The organism is Humibacter ginsengisoli, from assembly GCF_054780095.1.
Window position 1 is genome coordinate 434228 of record NZ_BAAGWZ010000011.1, and the last position, 20120, is coordinate 454347.

Consider the following 20120-nt stretch of genomic DNA (forward strand, 5'->3'; position numbering starts at 1 on the left):
CTACCAGTCGGAGGCTGGTGCGGCCACGATCGGCACGTCGACCCCGTGCCAGATGGCTCCGTAGTTGTAGTGGCCACCGGCCCAGGGCGAGTCGATGATGGCCTGCACACTGACCGAGACAGGAGCGTTGGAGTCGAACGCCTGCGCGATGCCCGAGAACAGATCGCGCCGGAGCTGCTGCGCGACATACGAGGCCGCGATCGTGAGGTTGTCGTAGCTGCCGAAGCCCGCTCCCCCGCCCGACCCGAGCCCGTTGTTCAATGGGTTGTTGCGCAGCCACCAGCTGTTCGGGTCGTTCTCGGAGTCCATCCACTGCAGCATCACGGTGAGGTTGTTCGGCGTGACCGGGAACTTGCCGTCTTGCAGAACGAGTGCGGCCCAATCGGCATTCGTCGTGCCGCCGACGGTGATGGCCGACGATCCATCCGGGCGCGTGAACCCTGCCGAGTTGAACTTCGGCTGATCCACTGCCGCTTGCGCGACGTGGGCTGAGACATGAAGCGACTGCGTGTTCGCGATCAACTGGTCCGCATACAGCGTGCCGGCAGGGCCCGTGGCAGCGTTCGCCGGCAGCGCCACCATCGCACTGCCGGCCAGAAAGACGGCGGCCGCCGCCGCAGCGGTCACGCGGCCGCGCGAACGCCACTCCTTCACCGGAGCGCGGTGCTGCACCCGCTTGGCCCGGGCATCCTCCACCTGAGGAATCCCCCGAACAGCCGCCCTGCGCCGGTGCCCGCGCCCAGAGCGCACCGCCGAAGCAGCCTCGCGGGCGGCTCGTCGAGTGGGGTAAGCAGTCATGGGATCCGGATGTCACGGGGCACGCATGGCGTTCACCGCAGCTGGTAGGGGCGGGGAGTGCTCCGAGTCGACCAAAGCACTCAAGGATTGAGGGTAACAAAGTCCCTTGCGCGCTGGAGCTAAAAGCAAAGGCCATTTCTGGCCTTTGCCGCGACGCCAGCGCCGACCGCCGTCTCGGCGGTCGGTTCGCGGCAGTCACTCCAGCGCAGCTACCGCCGGCGCCGCCTCCCCGATGGTCACTCCCGCCGTCAGGCTCCAGATCAGCACGCCGTCCGGCGCCTCGACACTCCAGCCCGATCCGCTGAGCGGATACACGCGGGTCGTGAGCGAACGTCCGGCGCTCGTGAACGCCTCGATCACCGAACCGTCGAGGAAGACTCGCAGTGCAGGACGGCCCGATGCCGCGTCGAAGGCGTCGGAGGCGACGACACGACCGCCGCGCGCACGGGCATCCGTGCTGGCATGGTCCGTGTCGATCGTCACCGTTCCGCGTTGCGGGTCCAAGTCGATATCGACCCACTCGTCGGCGGCGAAACGCAAGCGGATGCGACCGCCGACCCCGGCGGGGACCACCAGTTCCGACTGAGCGGCGAGCGCTGCGCCCTGAGCAGCACGGGCATCCCCGCATCGCAGTTCGACGAGTGCGGCATGAGGCTCGGTGCACAGCCGGTCGACCCCGGCGGCATCCCGCGCGAGCCACACGTGGCGCGGCAGAGCGATCGCACCCGACCAGGCCTCCTGTTGCCACCATGCGGGGTCGCGGCCCTCCATGATCCAGCCGAAGAGAAGCGGCCCGTACGAGCTCTCGCGCAGCACAGAAGGCGCGTAGAAGTCGTGTCCGTCGTCGACGCGTCGAGGTTCGGGCGTCCCATCGATCGCGAACGCGAGCACGCCGTCGGGGCCGTCAGCGAACGACCACGAGCAGACCACAGCCACCTCGCGTCCGTCGACCCGCACCACCTGCGGACACTCCCAGCCCTCGCCGGTATCGATGGGTCGAGCCCCGTCCTCGATGCGGGTGCGCTGCAACTCGGCCAGATGCCCGTCGTAGCTCCAGTCCAGCCCGTCGCGCGACACGTAGTGGCGGATCGCCGCCAGCCCGCCCTCGGCGACCGCACCGACTGCCATGTGCCAGCCGTCGGCATCCGTCCACACGAACGGGTCGCGGAACATGCGGATGCCCTCCCCGGCGTCCGGGTCGTCGAGCAGCCGCGTCGGGGGCCCGAAGTTCGTGCCGTTCTCGTCGCTCAGGGCGGTGACGATGTGCTCAAGAGCTCGCCCGTGCACGTGCCCGGAGTAGTACGCGCGCACCCGATCGCCGTCGACCACGGTGTTGCCCGACCAGCAGCCTTCCGAGTCGAGGCCGCCGGGAAGCGGGCTCATGGCCGGGCGGTGCAACCTCCAGTGCACGAGGTCATCCGTCGTCGCGTGTCCCCACTCCACCGGCACCGCCAGGTCGGCGAGTGCCCGTGACTGGTAGTACAGGTGGAGCACGCCGCCCAGCTCGACAGGCCCGTTCGGATCGTTGAGGTATCCGCGCGGCGGACTGATGTGGAACAGCGGGCGGTGATGCGGATGCCGGTCGGCCATCGGCGCAGACTCCTAGTGGGTATGGTGGGTGTGAGCGGTACCGAGGGCGACTAGCGGAACGAGCCCGCTGTCACGCCCTCGATGAAGTAGCGCTGGGCGAAGACGAACAGCAGAACGCTCGGGATCATGGCGAGGATGACGCCGGCCAGCACGATCGAGATCGATCCGGTTCCGAGGTTGCCCTGCAGCCCCACGAGGCCGAGCGGCAGCGTGAAGTGATCCTGCGAGTTGAGGAAGATCAGCGGCCGGTAGAACTCCGCCCAGAAGCCGGAGAAGTTCAGGATGGCCAATGTCGCGATCGCGGGGGTCGCCATGCGGGCGTAGACGTGCCAGAACACGCCGAACTGGGTGGCGCCGTCGATGCGGGCGGCCTCGCCGAGCTCCCGCGGCATCTGCATGAAGTACTGCCGCATGAGGAACGTGCCGAACGCGCTGCCCAACGCCGGGATGATCAGTGCGCTGAGCGAGTCGCTGAGGCCGAGCATCCTGACGATGATGAACACCGGGATGATGATCGTCTGCAGCGGCACCATCATGGTGGCGAGGAACACGGCGAAGATGGTGTTCTTGCCCGGGAACGAGACCATGGCGAACGCGTAGCCCGACAGCGTGCACGTGATGGTTTGCCCGACCACGATGAGCACGGTCACGATCACACTGTTCACGAAGAACTGACCGATCGGGATCTGGTTGAACACGGCGACGTAGTTGCCGAAGTCCCAGTCGGTCGGAATCCACTGTGGCGGGTTCGAGAACGCCGCGGCGGGGGTGCGCAGCGAGGTGCTGAGCGTCCACAACAGCGGACCGAAGGCGAAGATCGCGCCGACGATGAGCACGATCATCCCGGCGACGCCGCCGACTTTCACGATGGGGCGCCGGCGACGCCCCGCGATGCGGGCTGTGCTGGAGGCTTCGAGCGTCGTCATTGGTAGAACACCAGCTTTCGGGCAGCGAGGAATTGGATGCCCGTGATCAGCAGGATGATCACCAGCAGCAGAATGGCGATGGCCGATGCGTAACCGAACTGCAGGTTCTGGAATCCGGTCTGGTACATCGAGATGGTCGCCGTCGTGGTCGCCGTGCCTGGCCCGCCCTTCGTCATGATGAACGGCTGATCGAACAGTTGCATCGCGTTGATCATCGCCACGACCGTCGCGAACAGGATGGTCGGACTGATGAGCGGGACCTTGATGCGGAACAGCGTGCGCCATGGTCCTGCACCGTCGATCGCCGCCGCCTCGAGCACGTCGGTCGGCACCGAGGTGAGGGATGCCACGAACAACACGAACGTGAACCCCACCTGCTGCCAGACGACGATGAGGATCATCGTGATCTGCGCCGTCGTCGGGTTCACCAGCCACGGCACGGCGGGAAGTCCGAGCTGACCGAGGTAGTAGTTGATGAGCCCGAACTTGGCGTCGAACAGGTATCCCATGAAGATCGAGACCGCGGCGGTGGATGCCAGCAGCGGCAGGTAGAACGTCGTGCGGAACAACGCCTTCGTCCACTTGTGCTTTCGGTTGTTGACCAGCACCGCCAAAAGCAGGCCGAGGCCGATCTGCAGGATGACGATGCCGATCGCCAGCAGGATCGTGACGCCGAACGACGAGAGCACCTGGTCGTCGGAGAACAGCCTCGTGAAGTTCTTGAGGCCGACGAACTGGGGCGGGGTGATGACATCCCACGAGAAGAACGAGAGCCCGAGCGACACGAGGATCGGGATCAACGTGAAGACGGCGACGAACACCACCGCCAGACCGATCATCAGGTAGCCGAACATCGCCTGCCGCCGGGCCTCCCGCCGCGCACCTGGGCGGCGGGAGGAACGGTGGGAGGCGGACATGCGCGCGATCTCCCGCGTGCTTTCCGCTGTGGCGGTCATCAGGAGTTCGCCTGGGCCTTCTCGAGGTCGGACTGCATGCCGTCGAGGGCGGCCTTGGCGTTGCCGCTCGACACGGCCTGCGTCGTGCGCTGGTTGAGCGACGTGGCGAGCGCCTGGTAGTACGGCGGGGCCGAGATCGGCACCGACCCGTTCAGCTGATCCCAGAACACCGACCAGTGTTCCGGGCCCGTGCTCTTGTAGCGGTCGGCGGTCATGAGCGACTTGCGGGCAGGGGTGGTCACGTTGCCCGGGTACACCAGATCGAACGTCTCCGGTTCGACCAGCATCTTCACGACCTCCCAGGCGAGGTCCTTGTTCTTCGAGGTGTTGAAGATGCCGTAGCCGGCTGCGCCGAACAGGGACTTGTTGCTCTTCCACGTCGGGAAGGGCGCCACGTCGAACGTCCCGGTCTTCATGCCGGCGTTGTGCAGTCCGCCCGCCCAGAAGCCGCCGCCGATCGTCATTCCGATGCGGCCAGACGCGAACAGGCCCTGCAGAGTTCCACCGCCTCCCACGTCGGGCGACGGCGACAGGTTGGCTTTCTGCAACTCGATCACGTACTCGAGCGCCTCGACGGCTGCGGCGGAGTTCGCGGTCGGCGCTCCCCACTTCCATCCGCCGCCGCGACCCTTGGCCAGCGGGTTGTTCGCGTAGGCCTTCTTCCACAGCCAGTCGCCGCCGGAGTACTTGCCTTCGGTGAGCAGGTTGCCGTCGTTGGCGTAGAGGAACGACGTCCAGCTTCCCCAGAGCCGCACGACCCAGTCGAAGGCGTTGGTGTTCGACCCGAGCGCGGCGAGCTTCTGCGCGTTGTTGTGGAAGTCATCCATCGTCCACTGCGCCGACGGCGCAGCAAGCCCTGCCTTGGAGTACAGGCCGGTGCTGTAGAACATGCTGCCTGCGTTGAAGCTGTCGGTGAGCTCGTACAGGTGCCCCTGGTACATCATCGATTCGACGAGTGTGGGATGCACGTCGTCGAAGTAGCTCTTCAGCGCGCTCATGTCTTTGGTGACGTAGTCGTCGAGCGGCACGATCATCTGCTTGGCGGCCATCTGCTGCAGGCCCTCGGTCGCCACGCTCACCAGATCGGGAGCGGAGCCTGCGGCGATCTGCGTGAGCACCTTAGCGATGAAGTCGTTCCAGTCGGTGCCGTTGATTCCGGTGATCTCGAGGGTGGCGTTCTTGTCGATCTTCTTGATCTGCGGCTGCAACGCCTTCTGCAGCGTGTTCGCCGCGCTCTGCTGCCCGAAGTAGAGCATCTTGAGGGTGGCCGAGGCGCTCTTGCCGCCTCCGCCGCCTCCGGTCGATGAGCAGGCGGCCAATGATGCCAGCCCGGTCATGGCCAGCCCGGCTCCGCCGAGCTTCAGTAGCGTGCGACGATCCATGGTCGGGCCGAAGCTGCCGGTCATAGTTCGCTCCTCTCTGAGCGTTTGTTCGAGGGTTCGTGTTCTGGGTTCGAATGGTGGGCGGTACGTTTCGAGTCGCCGTATGGGTGTCCGCCGCGGTAGCGACTTCCTACCAATACGTATTTGCCCGAGCAGCATAACCCCAGAGGAGTCGCTATAGCAATACGTATTGGTTTCGTGACAAGATGGTTACGTCGCGAGGCATGGCAGAGCAACGCGATGACAGTCCACTCCGCCACGCGACGAGAAGGAGCGAGGATGCCCCACCACGAGAAGCTCCCCCGGTCGCGAGCGGCCGCCGGGCAGGCTGCCGGCACCGAGCAACGTCGCGTCACGATGAAAGACGTCGCCAAGCGCGCGGGTGTCTCGCAACCCACGGTGTCGTTCGTGCTCAACGACCGGCGTGACGTGTCTGTCGCCGACGAGACTCGCGCACGCGTCTTGCAGGCGGCCAAAGACCTGAACTTCCAGCCGAATCGTGCCGCGAGGGCGCTGCGGTCGAACAAGTCCTACACGGTGGGAGTCATCGCCAATCGCATCGTCTCCCAGCCCTATGCCGGTCAGATCGTGCTCGGCGTACAGCAGGCGGTGCAGCCTGCCGGCTACGTATGCTTCGTGGTCGAGACCTCCGAGTCGGCCGACGCCGTCGACGCCGCGGTGCAGAACCTCGTCGCCCAGGGTGTCGCCGGTCTGATCTACGCCGCTCCGGGCCCCGAGCCGATCCATGCGGCGACGACCGAAAGCGACGTGCGCACGATCTTCGTGAACTGCTGGGCCGACAACGTGAAGGGTGCGCCTCAGATCCTCGCCGACGAATATCAGGGCGGGCGCGATGCGGCCGCCGCGACCTTCGCGGCCGGGCACCGGCGTGTGGCATACCTCGGCGGTCCGGCCGACGACTATGCGTGCAAGGAGCGCGAACGCGGACTTGCGGATGCCGCGCGCGACGCCGGCATCGATCCCAGGAGCATCCGTCGTGAGCACGGAGATTTCCAGGTGCACTCCGGCTTCGACCTGGCTCTGAAGGTGATCGGGGAGGACCAGCCGACCGCGCTGATCTGCGGCAACGATCGCATGGCGGTCGGCGCGCTCATGGCCGCGCACGCCGCAGGGCTCGACTGCCCTCGCGACGTCAGCATCGTGGGATTCGACGACCAGCCCGACATCGCCGACCAGCTGCATCCACCGCTGGCCACCGTGGCTCTTCCGCACCTCCAGATGGGGTTGGCGGCGGGGGAACTGCTGCTCGCCGACGAGGAGCCTACGGGCACCCGCCTCATCCCGTGCACGTATGTGCCGCGCGGTTCGCTGGCGGCGCCGAGGGCTCGTTCGTGACGACGGATCCGAGCACGCACTTCCGCCCGGCAGGTGGCTTCGATCTGCCCCCTCGACGTCGCGGTGCGCTGGCTACGTCATCAGTACGGCGTCGACAAGTCAGCGAACATCGGGAAGTGCTTGACGTTCCGTGTGAGCAGTTGCGCGTCTAGTGCGATCGCTGTTGCAGCGATCGCGAGGTCTGCAGAATCAATGCCCCGGTTGTGAGGGAGCCACTTCCTCCCGAGTTCGCCTGCGATCTCGGCAACCTCCTCGTCCAGCGGATGCCACGTGAAGGCGCCGAACAGCCCGCGCGTCGCCGCTGCCTCGGACGGGCTCATGCCCGCCAGAACTTCCAGCTTGACGATCTCGCTGGAGTGCAGCGCACCAGCCTCACGCGATTCGCGGAGCACTCGCACCGCTTCCCGATCCCCTCGGAGAACGTCGATGAGTACCGAGGTATCGACCACAACCGTCATGGCTGGGTCGCGTCCCGCAATCGTCGACCGGAACGAAGGCGCTCTACGTACTCTCCTCCGTCGAGTGCACGTTCCTTCCATGCACCGGCTGCGCCGTCGATGGCGCGAAGATCGGCCTCCGCATCTGCTGACGGCCCGTATCTCCACGTCACGGCATCGCGGATGAGTGCGGAGATCGAACGCCCCGTGCGTGCCGCTTCACGGTCGAGGAGTCGCCGCTCCTCGACCGTGAGCGATATTTGCGTGCGAAGCATGATGTAAGACTACATCACGTGCATCACGCGCCGATGGCACGGTCTACGGCTGCGATCGTCCTGCCTCGTCGGTCCAGATCGACTTGAGATTCCAGGCCTTCAGCGAGTCGACCGTCGCCGTGCCGCCCGTGGCGAACGCGCTGACTCCCGTGCTGGAGGCATCCGGGAAGATCTGCTCCGTCAGCACCCGCGTGCCATCGCCGGAGAAGACCTCGACCGATGACGCGTCGACGAGGATGCGCAGGCTCAGCGACCCGTTCGCATCCAGCGGCAGCGGCGCCGAGTTGCGGTCGTTGAACGCCGAGCTGAAGCTCGTGTCGCCCGACTTGCCCCGGTCGACGTAGAGCTCGCCGGTCGTCGTGTCGTATCCGATCTGCGTGTACTGACCGGCTCCGGTGCGCACGTTCAGGCCGAACGACGATGCCGTTCCGGCGCTCAACTGCGCCTGGATCTCCAGTTCGTCCCCGCTCGCCTTCAGCGGGGCCGTCGTGTCGGAGACGCGCAGGTTGCGCACCGTGCAGACCGGTCCGGTGCGCAGCGAGTCGAGACGGTCGACCGGCTGCTGCACGAGTTGCACCTGGCCGCCGATCGTCTGCAGCGAGACGGTGCGCGGGAACGACTCGGCCCCCTGCCACGGCGACGTCGGCACGTTCGACGCGTATGCCCAGTTGCTCATCCAGGCGATGTCGATGCGCTGACCGTGCGGTGCGTCATTCCAGGTGTTCTCCGCGTAGAAGTCCGCGCCGTAGTCGATCCAGTGGGCGCGCTGCAGCTGATTCAGCGCGGGCTGGTCGGCGAGGGTCAAGTCGTCGGCGAGCACATGGCCCCAGCCCCCGGTGGCGTGGTCGACGACCTCGACCCGAGCCTGCTGCCCCTGCAGATCCTTGAGGTTCCACGAGGCCCAGTCGAGGTTCTCGCTGTTCGCGCCGGTGGACGAGCGCACTACCTGGCCGTTCACGACCAGGTTCACGGATGTCTGCGTGTCCCATGCGGGGGCCTGCTGCGTGGCGAAGACGATGTCGCCGACCATCAGGTGGCCCCAGCCTTGCGAGCCGTCGTTCTGATCGACGACCTGGATCTGCGCCTGCTGCCCCTGATACGAGCTGGTGTCCCAGTTCGTCCAGGCGAGCGTGCCCGAGTTGTTTCCCGTCGCGCTGGCGACGACCTTTCCGCCGACCAGGAGGTTCACCGCCGTCGGGTTCGCCTGGCTCATCGGATGCTCACCGCCGGCGATCTGCAGATCGATGTACCGGCTGTCGACGGTGAACGTCGGCGAGGTGATCGTGCCTTCCCCGGGATCGCCGTCCGGTCCCCACGTGTCGAGCACGCCCGAGCTCACCTGGTTGCCTAGCTGCTCGTGACTGGGGCCGGTGCCGACGAACGATCCGCTCGTCGTCCATCCCGGGTCGTAGGTCGTTCCCGAGAAGTCGGTGAAGACGGTTCCGGCCGGCAGAGTGCCGAATGGCGCCGCGTTCGGCACGTAAGGGTTGTTCCCGCCGCCGACCAGAAAGTTCAGATACGGCTTGTCGATGGTGAAGACGGGCGAGGTGAGGGAGCCGGTTGAAGCGTCGCCGCCGTTGAAGCTGTTCGCGACGTACGTTCCCGGGTTCCCGGTGATCGGCTGCTGGTTGGGTAGTGAACCGGACGAGGGTGCGGTGCCGAACGCGCTCCCGGTGGTCGTCCAGTCGCCGTAGCTGCCGGACTCGAAATCATCGAGGGCGGTACCGGCGGGCGGCGTGTACGTCGCCGGGCCATCGGGCGTGAAGCTCGTGCCGTTGAAGTCGCCGACGAAGTACTGCACGCCCGTGCTGCCGACGCTGACGCTGAGCACCCACTTCTGGTTGTGCCCGTTCCCGTCCACGGGCAGTTGGTAGAGATCGGGCATCTCCCACACGCCCGTGGTGGCGCCGGCAGGGCCGAACGTGCCCACCTGCTTCCACGTCTTGAGGTCGGGCGACGTGTAGAACGCGGTCTTGTACTGATCGCTGAGGGCGACCACCATCATCCACTCGTGACCCGGCTCATACCAGAACACCTTCGGATCGCGGAAGTTCACGGACTGGATGTCGATAACGGGATCACCGGCATACCGCGTCCACGTGTGGCCGTCATCCGTGCTGTACGCGATGTCTTGCGACTGGATGTTCGTGCCCTGCTGCACGCTCGTGTAGACGGCGACCATCGGCGGGTTCTTGCGTGTTCCGAACCCGCTCGTGTTGTTCGTGTCGACGACCGCGCTTCCGGAGAAGAACGCGCTGCTACCCGGATCGGGAGCGGGACCGGTGACCGGGATGTTCTTCCAGTGCACGAGGTCCTTGCTCACGGCACCCTTCCACGTGCCGTAGCTGAACAGGTAGTACAGGCCGTCCTTGTAGACGAGGCCGTTCGGGTCGCCCATCCATCCGGTCGGCAGGCTGAAGTGATACTGGGGGCGGTACGGCTCCTGGTATGACGATGGCGTGGCCGCCGAGCCGGCCGTCGCCGTGAGCTCGGTGATCGCCATGGCGCCGACAACTGCGGTCGCGGCGAGTGCGAGCATCCGCCTGCGACTGCTCCGCCAGGTTCGAAGCCACGCCGACCGCCGCCGGGGCGATGCGTGTTGAAGGGAGTCGGTCATGATCGCAAGTGCCTTCCTCTCTGAAGGGATGCCGTCGTCGACGGCGGATTCCGTTCTCTTTTAGCGCGATACCGATACGTATTGGGCAAATCTCATGAAGCACTCTCATTTCGAAGGAGTCTGGATACTGTCGAGCCAATACGTATTGAGACGCCATGCACGATTGTGGCCCCGCCGACGACGTCGGTCAAGACCGAGTCCACCGGTCTGACCGGAGCACCCGGTCACTCCGCCGCACGCAGCGCCTCAGCGGGCGGCATCCGCGCGGCCCGAGCCGCGGGGTAGATGCCGGCGAGCACGCCGACCGCGATGGCCGCTGCGATGCCCGCCGCCGGCACCAGCGGAGGCATCGCGAAGGGTGTGCCTCCCGCATGGTCGACGATCGCGGTCGCGAGCGTTCCGAGTCCCACGCCGACCACGCCGCCTATCACGGCGAGTGCGGCGGCCTCGAGAAGGAACTGCACCGCGATGTGCCTCGCTCGGGCACCGAGCGCCCGACGCAAGCCGATCTCACCGCGCCGCTCGATCACGGCTATGACCATCGTGTTCGCGACTCCGACGCCTCCGACCAGCAACGAGACCGCACCCAACGCGAGATACAGGCCGACGAACGTCGTCTTGGCCGCCAGTCGTGCCGTCAGGATGTCAGACGGCCTGCGCACGGCAACCGCCTCGGGATGCGCGGGCGATGCCGTGAAGGGGAGCACGGATGCGACGGCCTGCACCTGATCAGGATCGGCGCGCAGGTAGATGCGGCTGGTGCCAGGCTGCAGGCCGAGCTCCGCGCGAGCGACGGGGAAGCTCACGAGCGCCGCCTGATCGAGTTCCGGCGCGACGGCGACCGGGGCGAGCACGCCGACCACCGTGAAGTACCGGTCTCCCAGATAGATCTGCGTCTGCGGCGTGATCGTGCCGATCCCCAGATTCCGCGCCGCCTGGTATCCGAGAACCACCTCCGGGTAGCGCTGGGCGACGGCGCCGAGGAATCGTCCATCGGCCATCGATGCGGAGACCGTGTGGGGCAGGGATTCCTGCGCCGCCATCACGGTGATGCCGCCCGTGTCGATGGCGGGGATCGCGGCGCTGCGACGCGCGGAGGCCGACGGAATGGAGGCCACCGCCGTCACTTCCCGCACCGGCGGGATCGCGGCGATCATGCTCTCCGCCGTCGACGGCAGCGGTGCCGCTGCGCCCGAGAAGTCCTGCCCGCCCGCGACGGTCAGCAGATCGGCCTCGTCGCCCAGCTGGTCGAGCAGGTCCACCTGAGCGGATGCCGCGATTCCCAGCACAGCGACGATGGCCGCGACGGCGACCGCGACGCCGAGCGCCGAAAGCGCGGCACGCATCCGTCGTGCCCTGATGCCGTCCGCCCCGAGCCGGAGAGCATCTACCCACCGCAGCCGGGACCGCATCAGCGTCGCCCGCTGTCGGCGACCACGCGGCCGTCTCGAATGCCGATCTCGCGCTGCATAGCCGCCGCGACGACCGAGTCGTGCGTGACCACGAGCACGGTCGTCGTGGCATCCGCGAGCCCAGCGATGAGGCTCATGACCGACGCACCGGTCGCCGAGTCGAGGTTGCCGGTCGGCTCATCCGCGAGCAGGATGTCCGGGCGCCCGGCCAGTGCCCGCGCGATGGCCACCCGCTGACGCTCGCCGCCCGACAGCGCGTCGGTGCGATGCACCGAGCGCGAGGACAACCCGACCCGTTCGATCGCTGCACGCGCAGCGGCGCGACGGTTGCCAAGACTCCAGCCGCGGTAGAGCACGCCGGTCATCACGTTCTCCAGCACCGACAGGTGGTCGAGCAGGTGGAACTGCTGGAAGACGAATCCGATCCGCCACGCCCGCAATCCGGAGAGTTCGCGGTCGGACATGCGCGCCGTGTCGTCGCCTCCGATCCGAATGGACCCGGCGGTCGGTCGCTCGAGGGTGCCGATCAGGTGCAGAATGCTCGACTTGCCCGAGCCCGACGGGCCCGTGATCGCGACCGTCTCGCCCACGGCGACGGTGAGTGAGACATCCTGCACCGCGGCCACCTCGTTGGGCGGCGGGTAGGTCATCGAGACGTCGTGCAGCTCGAGCGCGGCGGTCATGACGCCGGCACTTCCACGCGGTCCCCCGGCCTCAGGCCGGAGGCGGTGACCTGCACGAGGGTGTCAGCGAACAGGCCCGGCGTGACCGCCGTGAGGCGCCTCTCGCCGTGCGACGGGTCGACCCAGACGGCGTAGCCGCCGTTCGCCAGTGCGACGAGCGCGGTGATCGGCACCGCCAGCACATCGTGCACCTGCCGGTCCGTCACGTTCACGGTGACCGGCGCCTGGTCGAATCCGGCCGCCTTCGAGGGATCATCGAGCCGGATGTCTGCGGGCACGGTGACCTCCGGCGGCGCGCTCGACTGCGACGATGCCCCTCGGGAGGAGTCGCCGGTCGATGACTGCGCGACGGTGGAGACATCCGTCACGGTGCCCGGCGTTGTGGTCCCGGTCGGAAGCGTGACGGTCACGCGGTCCCCGGTGTGCACGAGGTAGGCCTGTGAGGGCGGAACGTCGACCGTGACCACCGGATCGGGCGAGGTCGCCGACAGGATCGGCTGCCCGGGCTCCGCGGGCGACCCCAGAGGTGCGTCGACGGCGGCGATGCGCAACGGTCCCGTCGCGAACGCGATGGTGCCGAGGGTGACGGTTCCCGTCTGCTCCTGCCCGGTCGCCTGCTGCCAGTGCAGGATCGCGTTCTCGGTGTACCAGGTGAAATCGTCGTCAACGGTGAGGTCGGCGCCGAAGCCGAGCGCCTGCAGGTTCGCCTCGAGCTGCTGCACGTCCGGCCCGGGCGTCATGCCGAGTTCGAACGTGCGCCACGCCGGGCGAGAGCCGTAGAACAGGAAGACACCGGCACCGTCGATCTCATAGAGAGGCTCTCCTCTCGTGACGGTGGCGCCCGCTGAGGGCAGTGCCGTGATCGTGCCGCTCGTCTGCGGGACGATCGTCACCGAGCCGGAGTAACCGATCGTGGCCGACAGCTGCGTGGTCGTGGCGAGCGAGGTGCGCACGACGGCCGCCGTCGCGACGGGCACGGTCGGGTGCGGGGCTGGCCGTGCCCCCGTGCTGAACCAGACCGCAAGGCCGGCTGCCACGATCACGGCGACCACGATGACGGCAGCGACGACGACCATTCGCCGGATGCGGCCGGGGCGCACCCGCGCGCTTGCCTGATCCGTCTCGGGCTGCCGTGCCCCCGCGACGGGATCTGCTGCCCTAGTCATGGGCGAGACTGCTCAGCGTCGAGGCGGCGATCTCGGCGTTCAATTGCGATCGGCAGGCCGTCAGCGCCCGCTGCACGGTGGGGTCCTGCTTGCCTCCCGCCCCGTTGTTCGGCAGCTCGTCGCCCGAGATGCCGAAGCCGTGCCCCGGTGTGAACGGCGTCTCGCCCGTCGGATCCCGGTAGTTCGGCAGCCCGTGGGCCCGCAGGCAGCGTGCCGCCACGACACCGGCCTGCACCAGTTTCGGCGGCGCGATCGACTCGCTGTCCGGTTGCAGCCCGGCCACCGCGAAGAGGTGCCCGCACGCCTGTTCGAATGCCGCGGTGGCGGCATCGCGCTGCGCCGACGACATCTTCGCCTCGGCGTCCTGGATGCTGCGGGCATCCGTGTAGACCTGGCCGTCCGGCGTCAGAACCGGGTCCTGGTACGCCGGCACGCCGTGCTCGCGCAGGCACTGCGCCGCCGCATGAAGCTGCGACACCCGGGAGGCGCTGTACCCGATGCTCGGGCGCGGCACCGCCGAGGGGGCCGCGCTCGACCCGGGCCCGTCACTTCTCGGAGCGGAGCCGCCCGTCAGACTGGGCACGGATGATCCGGAGGGTGGAGACGAGCAACCGCCCAGAAGCAACGCCACGCCGAGCAGTGCGGCAGCCGCGACAGAGGCGATCGTTCGCCGGCGCAGAAGGGTGTTCCGATTCATGGCCCTCTCCTTGTCGATGGTCCGGGTAGTGGCTCGGCAACCGGTCTAGCTCCCCCGCGGTGACACCGGCAGAACAGCACGTGTAAGGCGGATGTCACGCCCGCCGTCGCATCATGGTGGGGTGCGAGTGCTCGTCGTCGAAGACCATGTGGCCCTTGCCGATCGCATCGGCGAAGGGCTGCGCGACGCCGGCATGGCCGTCGACGTCGTGTACGACGGTGCGGCAGCCCTGGAGGAGGCAGGCGTCACGGACTACGACGTCGTCGTGCTCGACCGCGACCTGCCTGTCGTGCACGGTGACCGGGTGTGCCGTGACCTCGTGGCGCAGCGCCGGCCTTGTCGCATCCTGATGCTGACCGCCGCCGCCGCCGTGGACGACCGCGTCGACGGCCTCGAGCTCGGCGCCGACGACTACCTCGGCAAGCCCTTCGCGTTCCACGAGCTGGTCGCCCGCGTGCGTGCCCTGGCACGACGCGGGCCGGGCAGCTCCCCCGTCGTCACACGCGGCGACGTCGTCGTCGACCGCGCCAGGCATCGCGCCAGCCGCGCCGCGATGCCGCTATCGCTCACGCGCAAGGAGTTCGGCGTGCTCGAGTGCCTTGCCGGGGCCGACGGCGCGGTCGTCAGCGCCGAAGAGCTGCTGGAACACGTGTGGGATGCCCGCACCGACCCGTTCAGCAACATAGTCGCCGTGACCGTCGCCCGGCTGCGACGCAAGCTCGGCGACCCGCCGCTGATCGAGACGGTGGTCGGCGTGGGATACCGGATGTGACGCGATGCGCATCCGACTGACCGCACGCGCGCGTCTCACCGCGCTCTATACGGCACTGTTCCTCGCGTGCGGGGCCGTGCTGATCGTAGTGACGACCGCGCTGCTCTCCCAGAACCTGCCCACCGTGTCGGCGACGACATCCTCGCAAGTGGTGCAGAAGCAGATCGAGACCTGCGAGCACCAGGGGAACAGAACGCTGCAGCCTGTCCCGCCCGACACCAAGAAGAAGTGCGAGGCACTCTACGCCAACGGCGTGCAGGCGGGCATCCAAGCGCAGCGCGACGCCACCCTGGGCAACCTGGTGCTCTACTCGCTGATCACCCTCGGCTGCGTCACAGTGCTCGCCGCACTTCTGGGGTGGATCGTCGCCGGCCGCATCCTGCGCCCGGTGCGCCAGCTGACGGATGCCGCGCGCGAGGCGAGCGAGCACGACCTGTCGGTGAGGCTGAGCCTGCGCGGGCGCCACGACGAGTTGCGCGAACTGGCCGACACCTTCGACGACATGCTGGATCGCCTCGACCGGGCATTCAACGCCCAACGGCAGTTCATCGCGAACGCCAGCCACGAACTGCGCACACCCCTCACCGTGATGCGCACGGCGATGGATGTCGTGCTCGCGAAACCCCGCCCGACGCGGCGGGAGCTCGAGGCGATGTGCCGTCAGGTGCAGAGCGCGGTGGACGAGGCCGACCGCCTCATCGACGCGCTGCTCACGCTCGCGCGGAACGAGCATCCGTCGACCGTCGCAGAGCACGTCGATCTCGCCACCGTCGTGGAGGACATCCTGGATGATCGGCCGATGACCGACGTCGCCGTCACGTCCGACCTCGCGGATGCTCCCGTCGTTGGCGACCGGGTGCTGCTCGAGCGGCTCGTGGGCAATCTCGTCGACAACGCGATGCGGTACAACGTGCCGGGCGGGTGGATCGCGCTGGCCACTTTCGTGGACGAGCCTTCGAGCGACGGCGGCCGTTCCGCGGTTCTCCGTGTGACGAACCCCGGACCTCAGGTGCCGCCCGACGACGTCGAGCGGCTGTTCCAGCCGTTCACGCGGCTGGACGATCGCACGCGCCACGACGGCTTCGGGTTGGGCCTGGCGCTCGTGCGATCCATCGCAGAGCGGCACGGCGGCACCGTCACCGCAGCGGCCCGTGGCGCCGGCGGGCTCGAGGTGGTGGTGCGGCTGCCGGCTGTGGCGGTGCCTTCGGCCGAGCCAGTGCTGCCGTGATCTCCCGGGCGCGTTGACGTCGCGCTCAGAGCGCGCGGCTCGCCGCCACCGACAGCAGCACGTCCGCAAGCCCGTCGTCATCTACGGTGCCGGTCACCTCGTCGGCCGCGGCCTTCACCTCGTCGGGCGCCTGGCCCATCGAGACCGCGCGCCCTCCGCCGGATCGTGCGAGGCGGAACATCTCGATGTCGTTGCGTCCGTCGCCGACGACGAGCAGGGCATCCGTCGGCAGTCCCAGCCGGTCGAGCACCCGGGCAAGCGCGCTGCCCTTGCTCACACCCTCTGGTGCGATGTCGAGCCACGCGGCCCAGCCGACCGCGTAGGTGACCTTGCGAAGCCCCATCTGCTCGACGATCCCGAGGAACTCCTCGGCGTCGTGCGACGGCGAGACGACGACGACACGACTGACGGGCTCGCGCGCGAGCTGCTCGAACGGCACCGGGTCCGCCGACCCGAGCGTCCAGCCGGAGGAGTCCATGCCCTCCGTGTACTGCCGCGTGCCGTCGGCCTCCTCGACCATGTAGCTGCCCTCAGGGAGGAACCCGTGCACCAGCTCCAGCACCGGCCGGGCGTCGAACGTCTCCACGAGCGCGCGCCGGTATCCGTCCTCGTCGCGCTGCATGATGACGGCGCCGTTCGAGCACACGACGTACTCCGGCCTCATCGCGAACTCGGCCAGCACGTCGCGGGCGGTCTCCCAGCTGCGACCTGTCGCCAGCGTCACCTCGTGACCGGCTTCGATGGCCGCGAGCACGGCGTCCTTCACCGCATCTGACGCGGACCCGTCTTCGTGCAGCAGCGTTCCGTCGACGTCGAGCGCGACGAGCAGGCGGTCGGATGCCTGCGCCTCGGACGACGAATGTTCCGCTTCGAGATCCTTGCCGACCGCAGATCGCCCGCGGGTCATGCGGCGACCGGCCGCAGCACGTCGAGCCCGCCGAGGTACGGCCGCAGCACCTCGGGAACCGTCACGGAACCGTCGGACTGCTGGTGCGTCTCGAGCAGGGCGACGATCCAGCGCGTCGTGGCCAGTGTGCCGTTCAGGGTCGCCGCCGGAGTGGTCTTACCGCTGTCGGTGCGGTACCTGATCTGCAGGCGCCGCGCCTGGAATGTGGTGCAGTTCGATGTGGACGTCAGCTCGCGGTACCGCCCCTGCGTCGGCACCCACGCCTCCACGTCGTACTTGCGGGCCGCGCTGGATCCGAGGTCGCCTGCAGCAGTGTCGATCACACGGTACGCCAGGCCGAGGGACTGGAGCAGCTGCTCCTGCAACGCGAGCAGGTGCAGGTGCTCCTCCTGGGCATCCTCTTCGGTCGTGTAGACGAACATCTCGAGCTTGTTGAACTGGTGCACCCGGATGATGCCACGCGTGTCCTTGCCGCCGCTTCCGGCCTCGCGCCGGTAGCACGTCGACCAGCCCGCGTAGCGCAGCGGTCCGTCGGCAAGGTCGATGATCTCGTCGGCGTGGTAGCCGGCGAGGGCGACCTCGCTGGTGCCGGTGAGGTACAGGTCGTCGGTTCCGAGGTGGTAGACCTCGTCGGCGTGAGCGCCGAGGAATCCGGTGCCCTGCATCACCTCCGGCTTGACCAGGGTCGGCGTGATCATCGGGGTGAACCCGTTCTGCAGCGCGACGTCGAGCGCGTAGTTCATCAGCGCGATCTCCAGCCGCGCGCCGACGCCCTTCAGAAAGTAGAAGCGGGCACCGCTCACCTTGGCGCCCCGGGCCATGTCGATCGCGTCGAGCTTCTCGCCGAGCTCGAGATGGTCGCGCGGCTCGAAGTCGAAGGTCGGAATCGTCCCCACCTCGCGCAGCGTGACGAAGTCATCCTCGCCGCCGGCCGGAACACCATCGACGATCACGTTGCCGATGCGCCGAACGGCGTCATCGAAGCGCTCCTCGGCAGCGGATGCCTGCGCCTGCGCCTCCTTCACCCGCGCCGCGAGCTGCTGCGCCTGCGCGACGAGCTCCTTCTTCTCATCCCTCGGAGCGGATGCCACACGCTTGCCGAATGCGTTCTGCTCGGCTCGCAGAGACTCGTATTCGGTGATCGCCGCACGCCGTTCCGCGTCGGCGGCGAGCGCGGCGTCCACGGTCTCCGGAGACTCCCCCCGTGCCTCCTGCGAACGCCTGATGAGGTCGGGGTTCTCGCGCAGAAGGACGGGATCGATCATCGCTCAATTCTATGTAAGGCAGCCAACCTGTCCGTGCCACGCGTACCGCCGCCCGCTGCACTGAGTAGCGTGGGGAGGGTGAGCGATCCGGTCGCACCAGCATCCGACACCGCAGAGAACACTCCTGTCCGCGACGCCGCACCCCTGCGCCGCACCGCGGTCGTCTACAACCCGACCAAGGCAGACGCTAAGGCGCTGCGCAAGGCGGTGATGTCGGCGCTGGCGCAGGCCCGGGAGGCGGCATCCGCTGCGGGCGAGCCCGGGTGGGCGGAGCCGGCGTGGCTGGAGACGACGGTCGACGACTCCGGGCACGGCCTTACCAGGCGCGCACTGAGCGACGGCGCCGACCTGGTCCTTGCGGCCGGTGGCGACGGCACGATTCGCGCCGTCGCGGGCGGCCTGCGCGGCAGCGGGGTGCCTATGGGCATCATCGCCCTTGGGACAGGCAACCTTCTCGCACGCAATCTCGGGCTGCCGTACTCGGACCTGCAGGCATCCGTTCGCATCGCCTTCACCGGCACCGACAAGCCCATGGACGTCGGCGTCGCCGAGCTCACGCGCGACAACGGCGCATCCAGCGATCACGTCTTTCTCGTGATGGCGGGCATCGGAATCGACGCGGCGATGTTCGCGAAGACGAGCTCGGTGCTGAAGAAGAAGGTGGGATGGCTGGCCTACGTGGACGGCGGCCTGCGTTCACTGGGCAAGAAGAAGCTGCACATCCACTACCGGCTGCCGGGGCAGCAGGCGCACTCAGCGCACGTGAGCACGATCCTCGCCGGCAACTGCGGCGTGCTGCCGGGCAACATGGAACTGATGCCCGACGCCAGCCTCGATGACGGCGAGCTCGACATCGCGCTCGTTCAGCCGCGCACGATCTTCGGGTGGCTGGCCATCTGGCGCAAGGTGACGTGGGAGAACCGGGTGCTGCGGCGCTCCGCGTTCGGGCGGCAGATCATCCGCTTCACCGGATCCGACAAGGCGAGCATGCTCAGCTACCTTCGCGGGTCGTCGATCCACGTCGAGGTGGAGGGGGCCGAGCCGGTCGAGCTCGACGGCGACGGTTTCGGCGACGTCGTCGGCGCGCACTTCTGGGCGGATGCTGGAGCTCTCGTGGTGCGCGTCCCCGCCGGCTGAGGCGGCGCACCATCGCTCGTTCAGGTCGCACTTTTTGTCGGCTCTGGCGAGACACAGCGACAGAAACTGCGACCTGAACGAGTAATCCTGCTCAGCCCTACCGGGCCATCCACTTCCACGGCTCGGCGAGCGGCTCGAAGCCGAACTTCGCGTACAAGCCGTGCGCGTCGCCTGTGGCCAGCGCGATGCGCTTCAGACCGAGCGGCTCCAAGTCGGCGACCACGCCCTCGATGAGGCCCACGCCCACGCCGCGCCCGCGCACGGACGGATCGACGAACACGTCGCACAGCCAGGCGAACGTGACGCCGTCGGTCACCACGCGCGCGTACGCGACCTGGCCACCTGACTCGTCGTCGAAGACGCCGTAGTTGCGCGATGCGTCGATCGCGGCATCCTGAACGGACCGCTGCCGCCCTTGCGCCCAGTACGACTGCTCGCTCAGCCAGCGGTGCACGAGCTCGCGGTCCACCTCCGCCGTGCTACACGAGAAGCGGTAGCGGGCATCCATCGCTCCAG

19 protein-coding genes are annotated in these 20120 nt (G+C 67.9%); 4 read left to right on the forward strand and 15 right to left on the reverse strand.

From position 1 onward, the window contains the following. The 5 genes from ACYVI5_RS16295 to ACYVI5_RS16315 all read right to left on the reverse strand — a co-directional run bounded on the left by ACYVI5_RS16295 (position 1) and on the right by ACYVI5_RS16315 (position 5676). A complete protein-coding gene (locus ACYVI5_RS16295) occupies positions 1–696 on the reverse strand; it encodes a hypothetical protein (RefSeq protein WP_460581148.1) in 696 nt (231 codons plus the stop codon). A 297-nt stretch (positions 697–993) separates the two neighbouring features. After that, positions 994–2388: a glycoside hydrolase family 32 protein gene (locus ACYVI5_RS16300; protein WP_460581149.1), complete on the reverse strand. Its 1395-nt coding sequence runs from the start codon at positions 2386–2388 to the stop codon at positions 994–996. Between the two features lie 50 nt (positions 2389–2438). Then, the gene (locus tag ACYVI5_RS16305; protein WP_460581150.1) at positions 2439–3314 is read right to left on the reverse strand and encodes a carbohydrate ABC transporter permease; all 876 of its coding nucleotides are present in this window, start codon (positions 3312–3314) and stop codon (positions 2439–2441) included. After that, entirely contained in the window at positions 3311–4270 is a 960-nt protein-coding gene (locus ACYVI5_RS16310; RefSeq protein ID WP_460581151.1) for a carbohydrate ABC transporter permease, read from the reverse strand. Before ACYVI5_RS16310 ends, ACYVI5_RS16305 begins: the two co-directional genes overlap by 4 nt. Next, on the reverse strand, positions 4270–5676 hold the full coding sequence (locus tag ACYVI5_RS16315; RefSeq protein ID WP_460581152.1) for an ABC transporter substrate-binding protein: 1407 nt from the start codon (positions 5674–5676) through the stop codon (positions 4270–4272). The genes ACYVI5_RS16310 and ACYVI5_RS16315 overlap by 1 nt, the downstream gene beginning before the upstream one ends. Before the next feature lie 255 nt (positions 5677–5931). On the opposite strand from ACYVI5_RS16315, the gene ACYVI5_RS16320 reads away from it, so the two are divergent. After that, entirely contained in the window at positions 5932–7008 is a 1077-nt protein-coding gene (locus ACYVI5_RS16320; protein ID WP_460581153.1) for a LacI family DNA-binding transcriptional regulator, read from the forward strand. Positions 7009–7088: 80 nt separating this feature from the next. Here ACYVI5_RS16320 and ACYVI5_RS16325 read toward each other — a convergent pair whose 3' ends face one another. The 7 genes from ACYVI5_RS16325 to ACYVI5_RS16355 form a co-directional block, all read right to left on the reverse strand. Then, entirely contained in the window at positions 7089–7466 is a 378-nt protein-coding gene (locus tag ACYVI5_RS16325) for a PIN domain-containing protein (protein ID WP_460581154.1), read from the reverse strand. Next, positions 7463–7720, reverse strand: a complete 258-nt coding sequence (locus ACYVI5_RS16330) for a ribbon-helix-helix protein, CopG family (RefSeq protein WP_460581155.1) — start codon at positions 7718–7720, stop codon at positions 7463–7465. The genes ACYVI5_RS16325 and ACYVI5_RS16330 overlap by 4 nt, the downstream gene beginning before the upstream one ends. A 43-nt stretch (positions 7721–7763) precedes the next feature. Then, the gene (locus tag ACYVI5_RS16335; RefSeq protein WP_460581156.1) at positions 7764–10259 is read right to left on the reverse strand and encodes a GH32 C-terminal domain-containing protein; all 2496 of its coding nucleotides are present in this window, start codon (positions 10257–10259) and stop codon (positions 7764–7766) included. A 302-nt stretch (positions 10260–10561) separates the two neighbouring features. Continuing rightward, positions 10562–11683 (reverse strand): ABC transporter permease, encoded by a 1122-nt coding sequence (locus tag ACYVI5_RS16340; RefSeq protein WP_460581157.1) that lies wholly within the window; start codon positions 11681–11683, stop codon positions 10562–10564. Between the two features lie 65 nt (positions 11684–11748). Further along, positions 11749–12432, reverse strand: coding sequence for an ABC transporter ATP-binding protein (locus ACYVI5_RS16345; RefSeq protein ID WP_460581158.1), 684 nt, complete (start codon positions 12430–12432; stop codon positions 11749–11751). Continuing rightward, positions 12429–13598 carry an efflux RND transporter periplasmic adaptor subunit gene (locus ACYVI5_RS16350; protein ID WP_460581159.1) on the reverse strand — a complete coding sequence of 390 codons (1170 nt, stop codon included), beginning with the start codon at positions 13596–13598 and terminating at the stop codon, positions 12429–12431. Before ACYVI5_RS16350 ends, ACYVI5_RS16345 begins: the two co-directional genes overlap by 4 nt. Beyond that, entirely contained in the window at positions 13591–14295 is a 705-nt protein-coding gene (locus ACYVI5_RS16355; RefSeq protein ID WP_460581160.1) for a hypothetical protein, read from the reverse strand. Before ACYVI5_RS16355 ends, ACYVI5_RS16350 begins: the two co-directional genes overlap by 8 nt. Before the next feature lie 121 nt (positions 14296–14416). Between ACYVI5_RS16355 and ACYVI5_RS16360 the strand changes: the two genes are divergently transcribed. Both ACYVI5_RS16360 and ACYVI5_RS16365 read left to right on the forward strand, forming a co-directional pair. Continuing rightward, on the forward strand, positions 14417–15067 hold the full coding sequence (locus ACYVI5_RS16360; RefSeq protein WP_460581161.1) for a response regulator transcription factor: 651 nt from the start codon (positions 14417–14419) through the stop codon (positions 15065–15067). A 4-nt stretch (positions 15068–15071) separates the two neighbouring features. Next, positions 15072–16295 carry a sensor histidine kinase gene (locus ACYVI5_RS16365; RefSeq protein ID WP_460581162.1) on the forward strand — a complete coding sequence of 408 codons (1224 nt, stop codon included), beginning with the start codon at positions 15072–15074 and terminating at the stop codon, positions 16293–16295. A 25-nt stretch (positions 16296–16320) separates the two neighbouring features. Here ACYVI5_RS16365 and ACYVI5_RS16370 read toward each other — a convergent pair whose 3' ends face one another. Then, complete coding sequence (locus ACYVI5_RS16370) at positions 16321–17202, reverse strand: HAD family hydrolase (RefSeq protein WP_460581163.1); 882 nt, start codon at positions 17200–17202, stop codon at positions 16321–16323. After that, positions 17199–18467 carry a serine--tRNA ligase gene (serS, locus tag ACYVI5_RS16375; protein WP_460581164.1) on the reverse strand — a complete coding sequence of 423 codons (1269 nt, stop codon included), beginning with the start codon at positions 18465–18467 and terminating at the stop codon, positions 17199–17201. Before serS ends, ACYVI5_RS16370 begins: the two co-directional genes overlap by 4 nt. A 78-nt stretch (positions 18468–18545) precedes the next feature. Here serS and ACYVI5_RS16380 point away from each other — a divergent pair, with 78 nt between their 5' ends. Next, positions 18546–19604 carry a diacylglycerol/lipid kinase family protein gene (locus tag ACYVI5_RS16380; RefSeq protein ID WP_460581165.1) on the forward strand — a complete coding sequence of 353 codons (1059 nt, stop codon included), beginning with the start codon at positions 18546–18548 and terminating at the stop codon, positions 19602–19604. Between the two features lie 97 nt (positions 19605–19701). On the opposite strand, the gene ACYVI5_RS16385 is transcribed toward ACYVI5_RS16380, so the two are convergent. Then, a complete protein-coding gene (locus ACYVI5_RS16385) occupies positions 19702–20112 on the reverse strand; it encodes a GNAT family N-acetyltransferase (protein ID WP_460581166.1) in 411 nt (136 codons plus the stop codon). Positions 20113–20120: the final 8 nt, after the last annotated feature.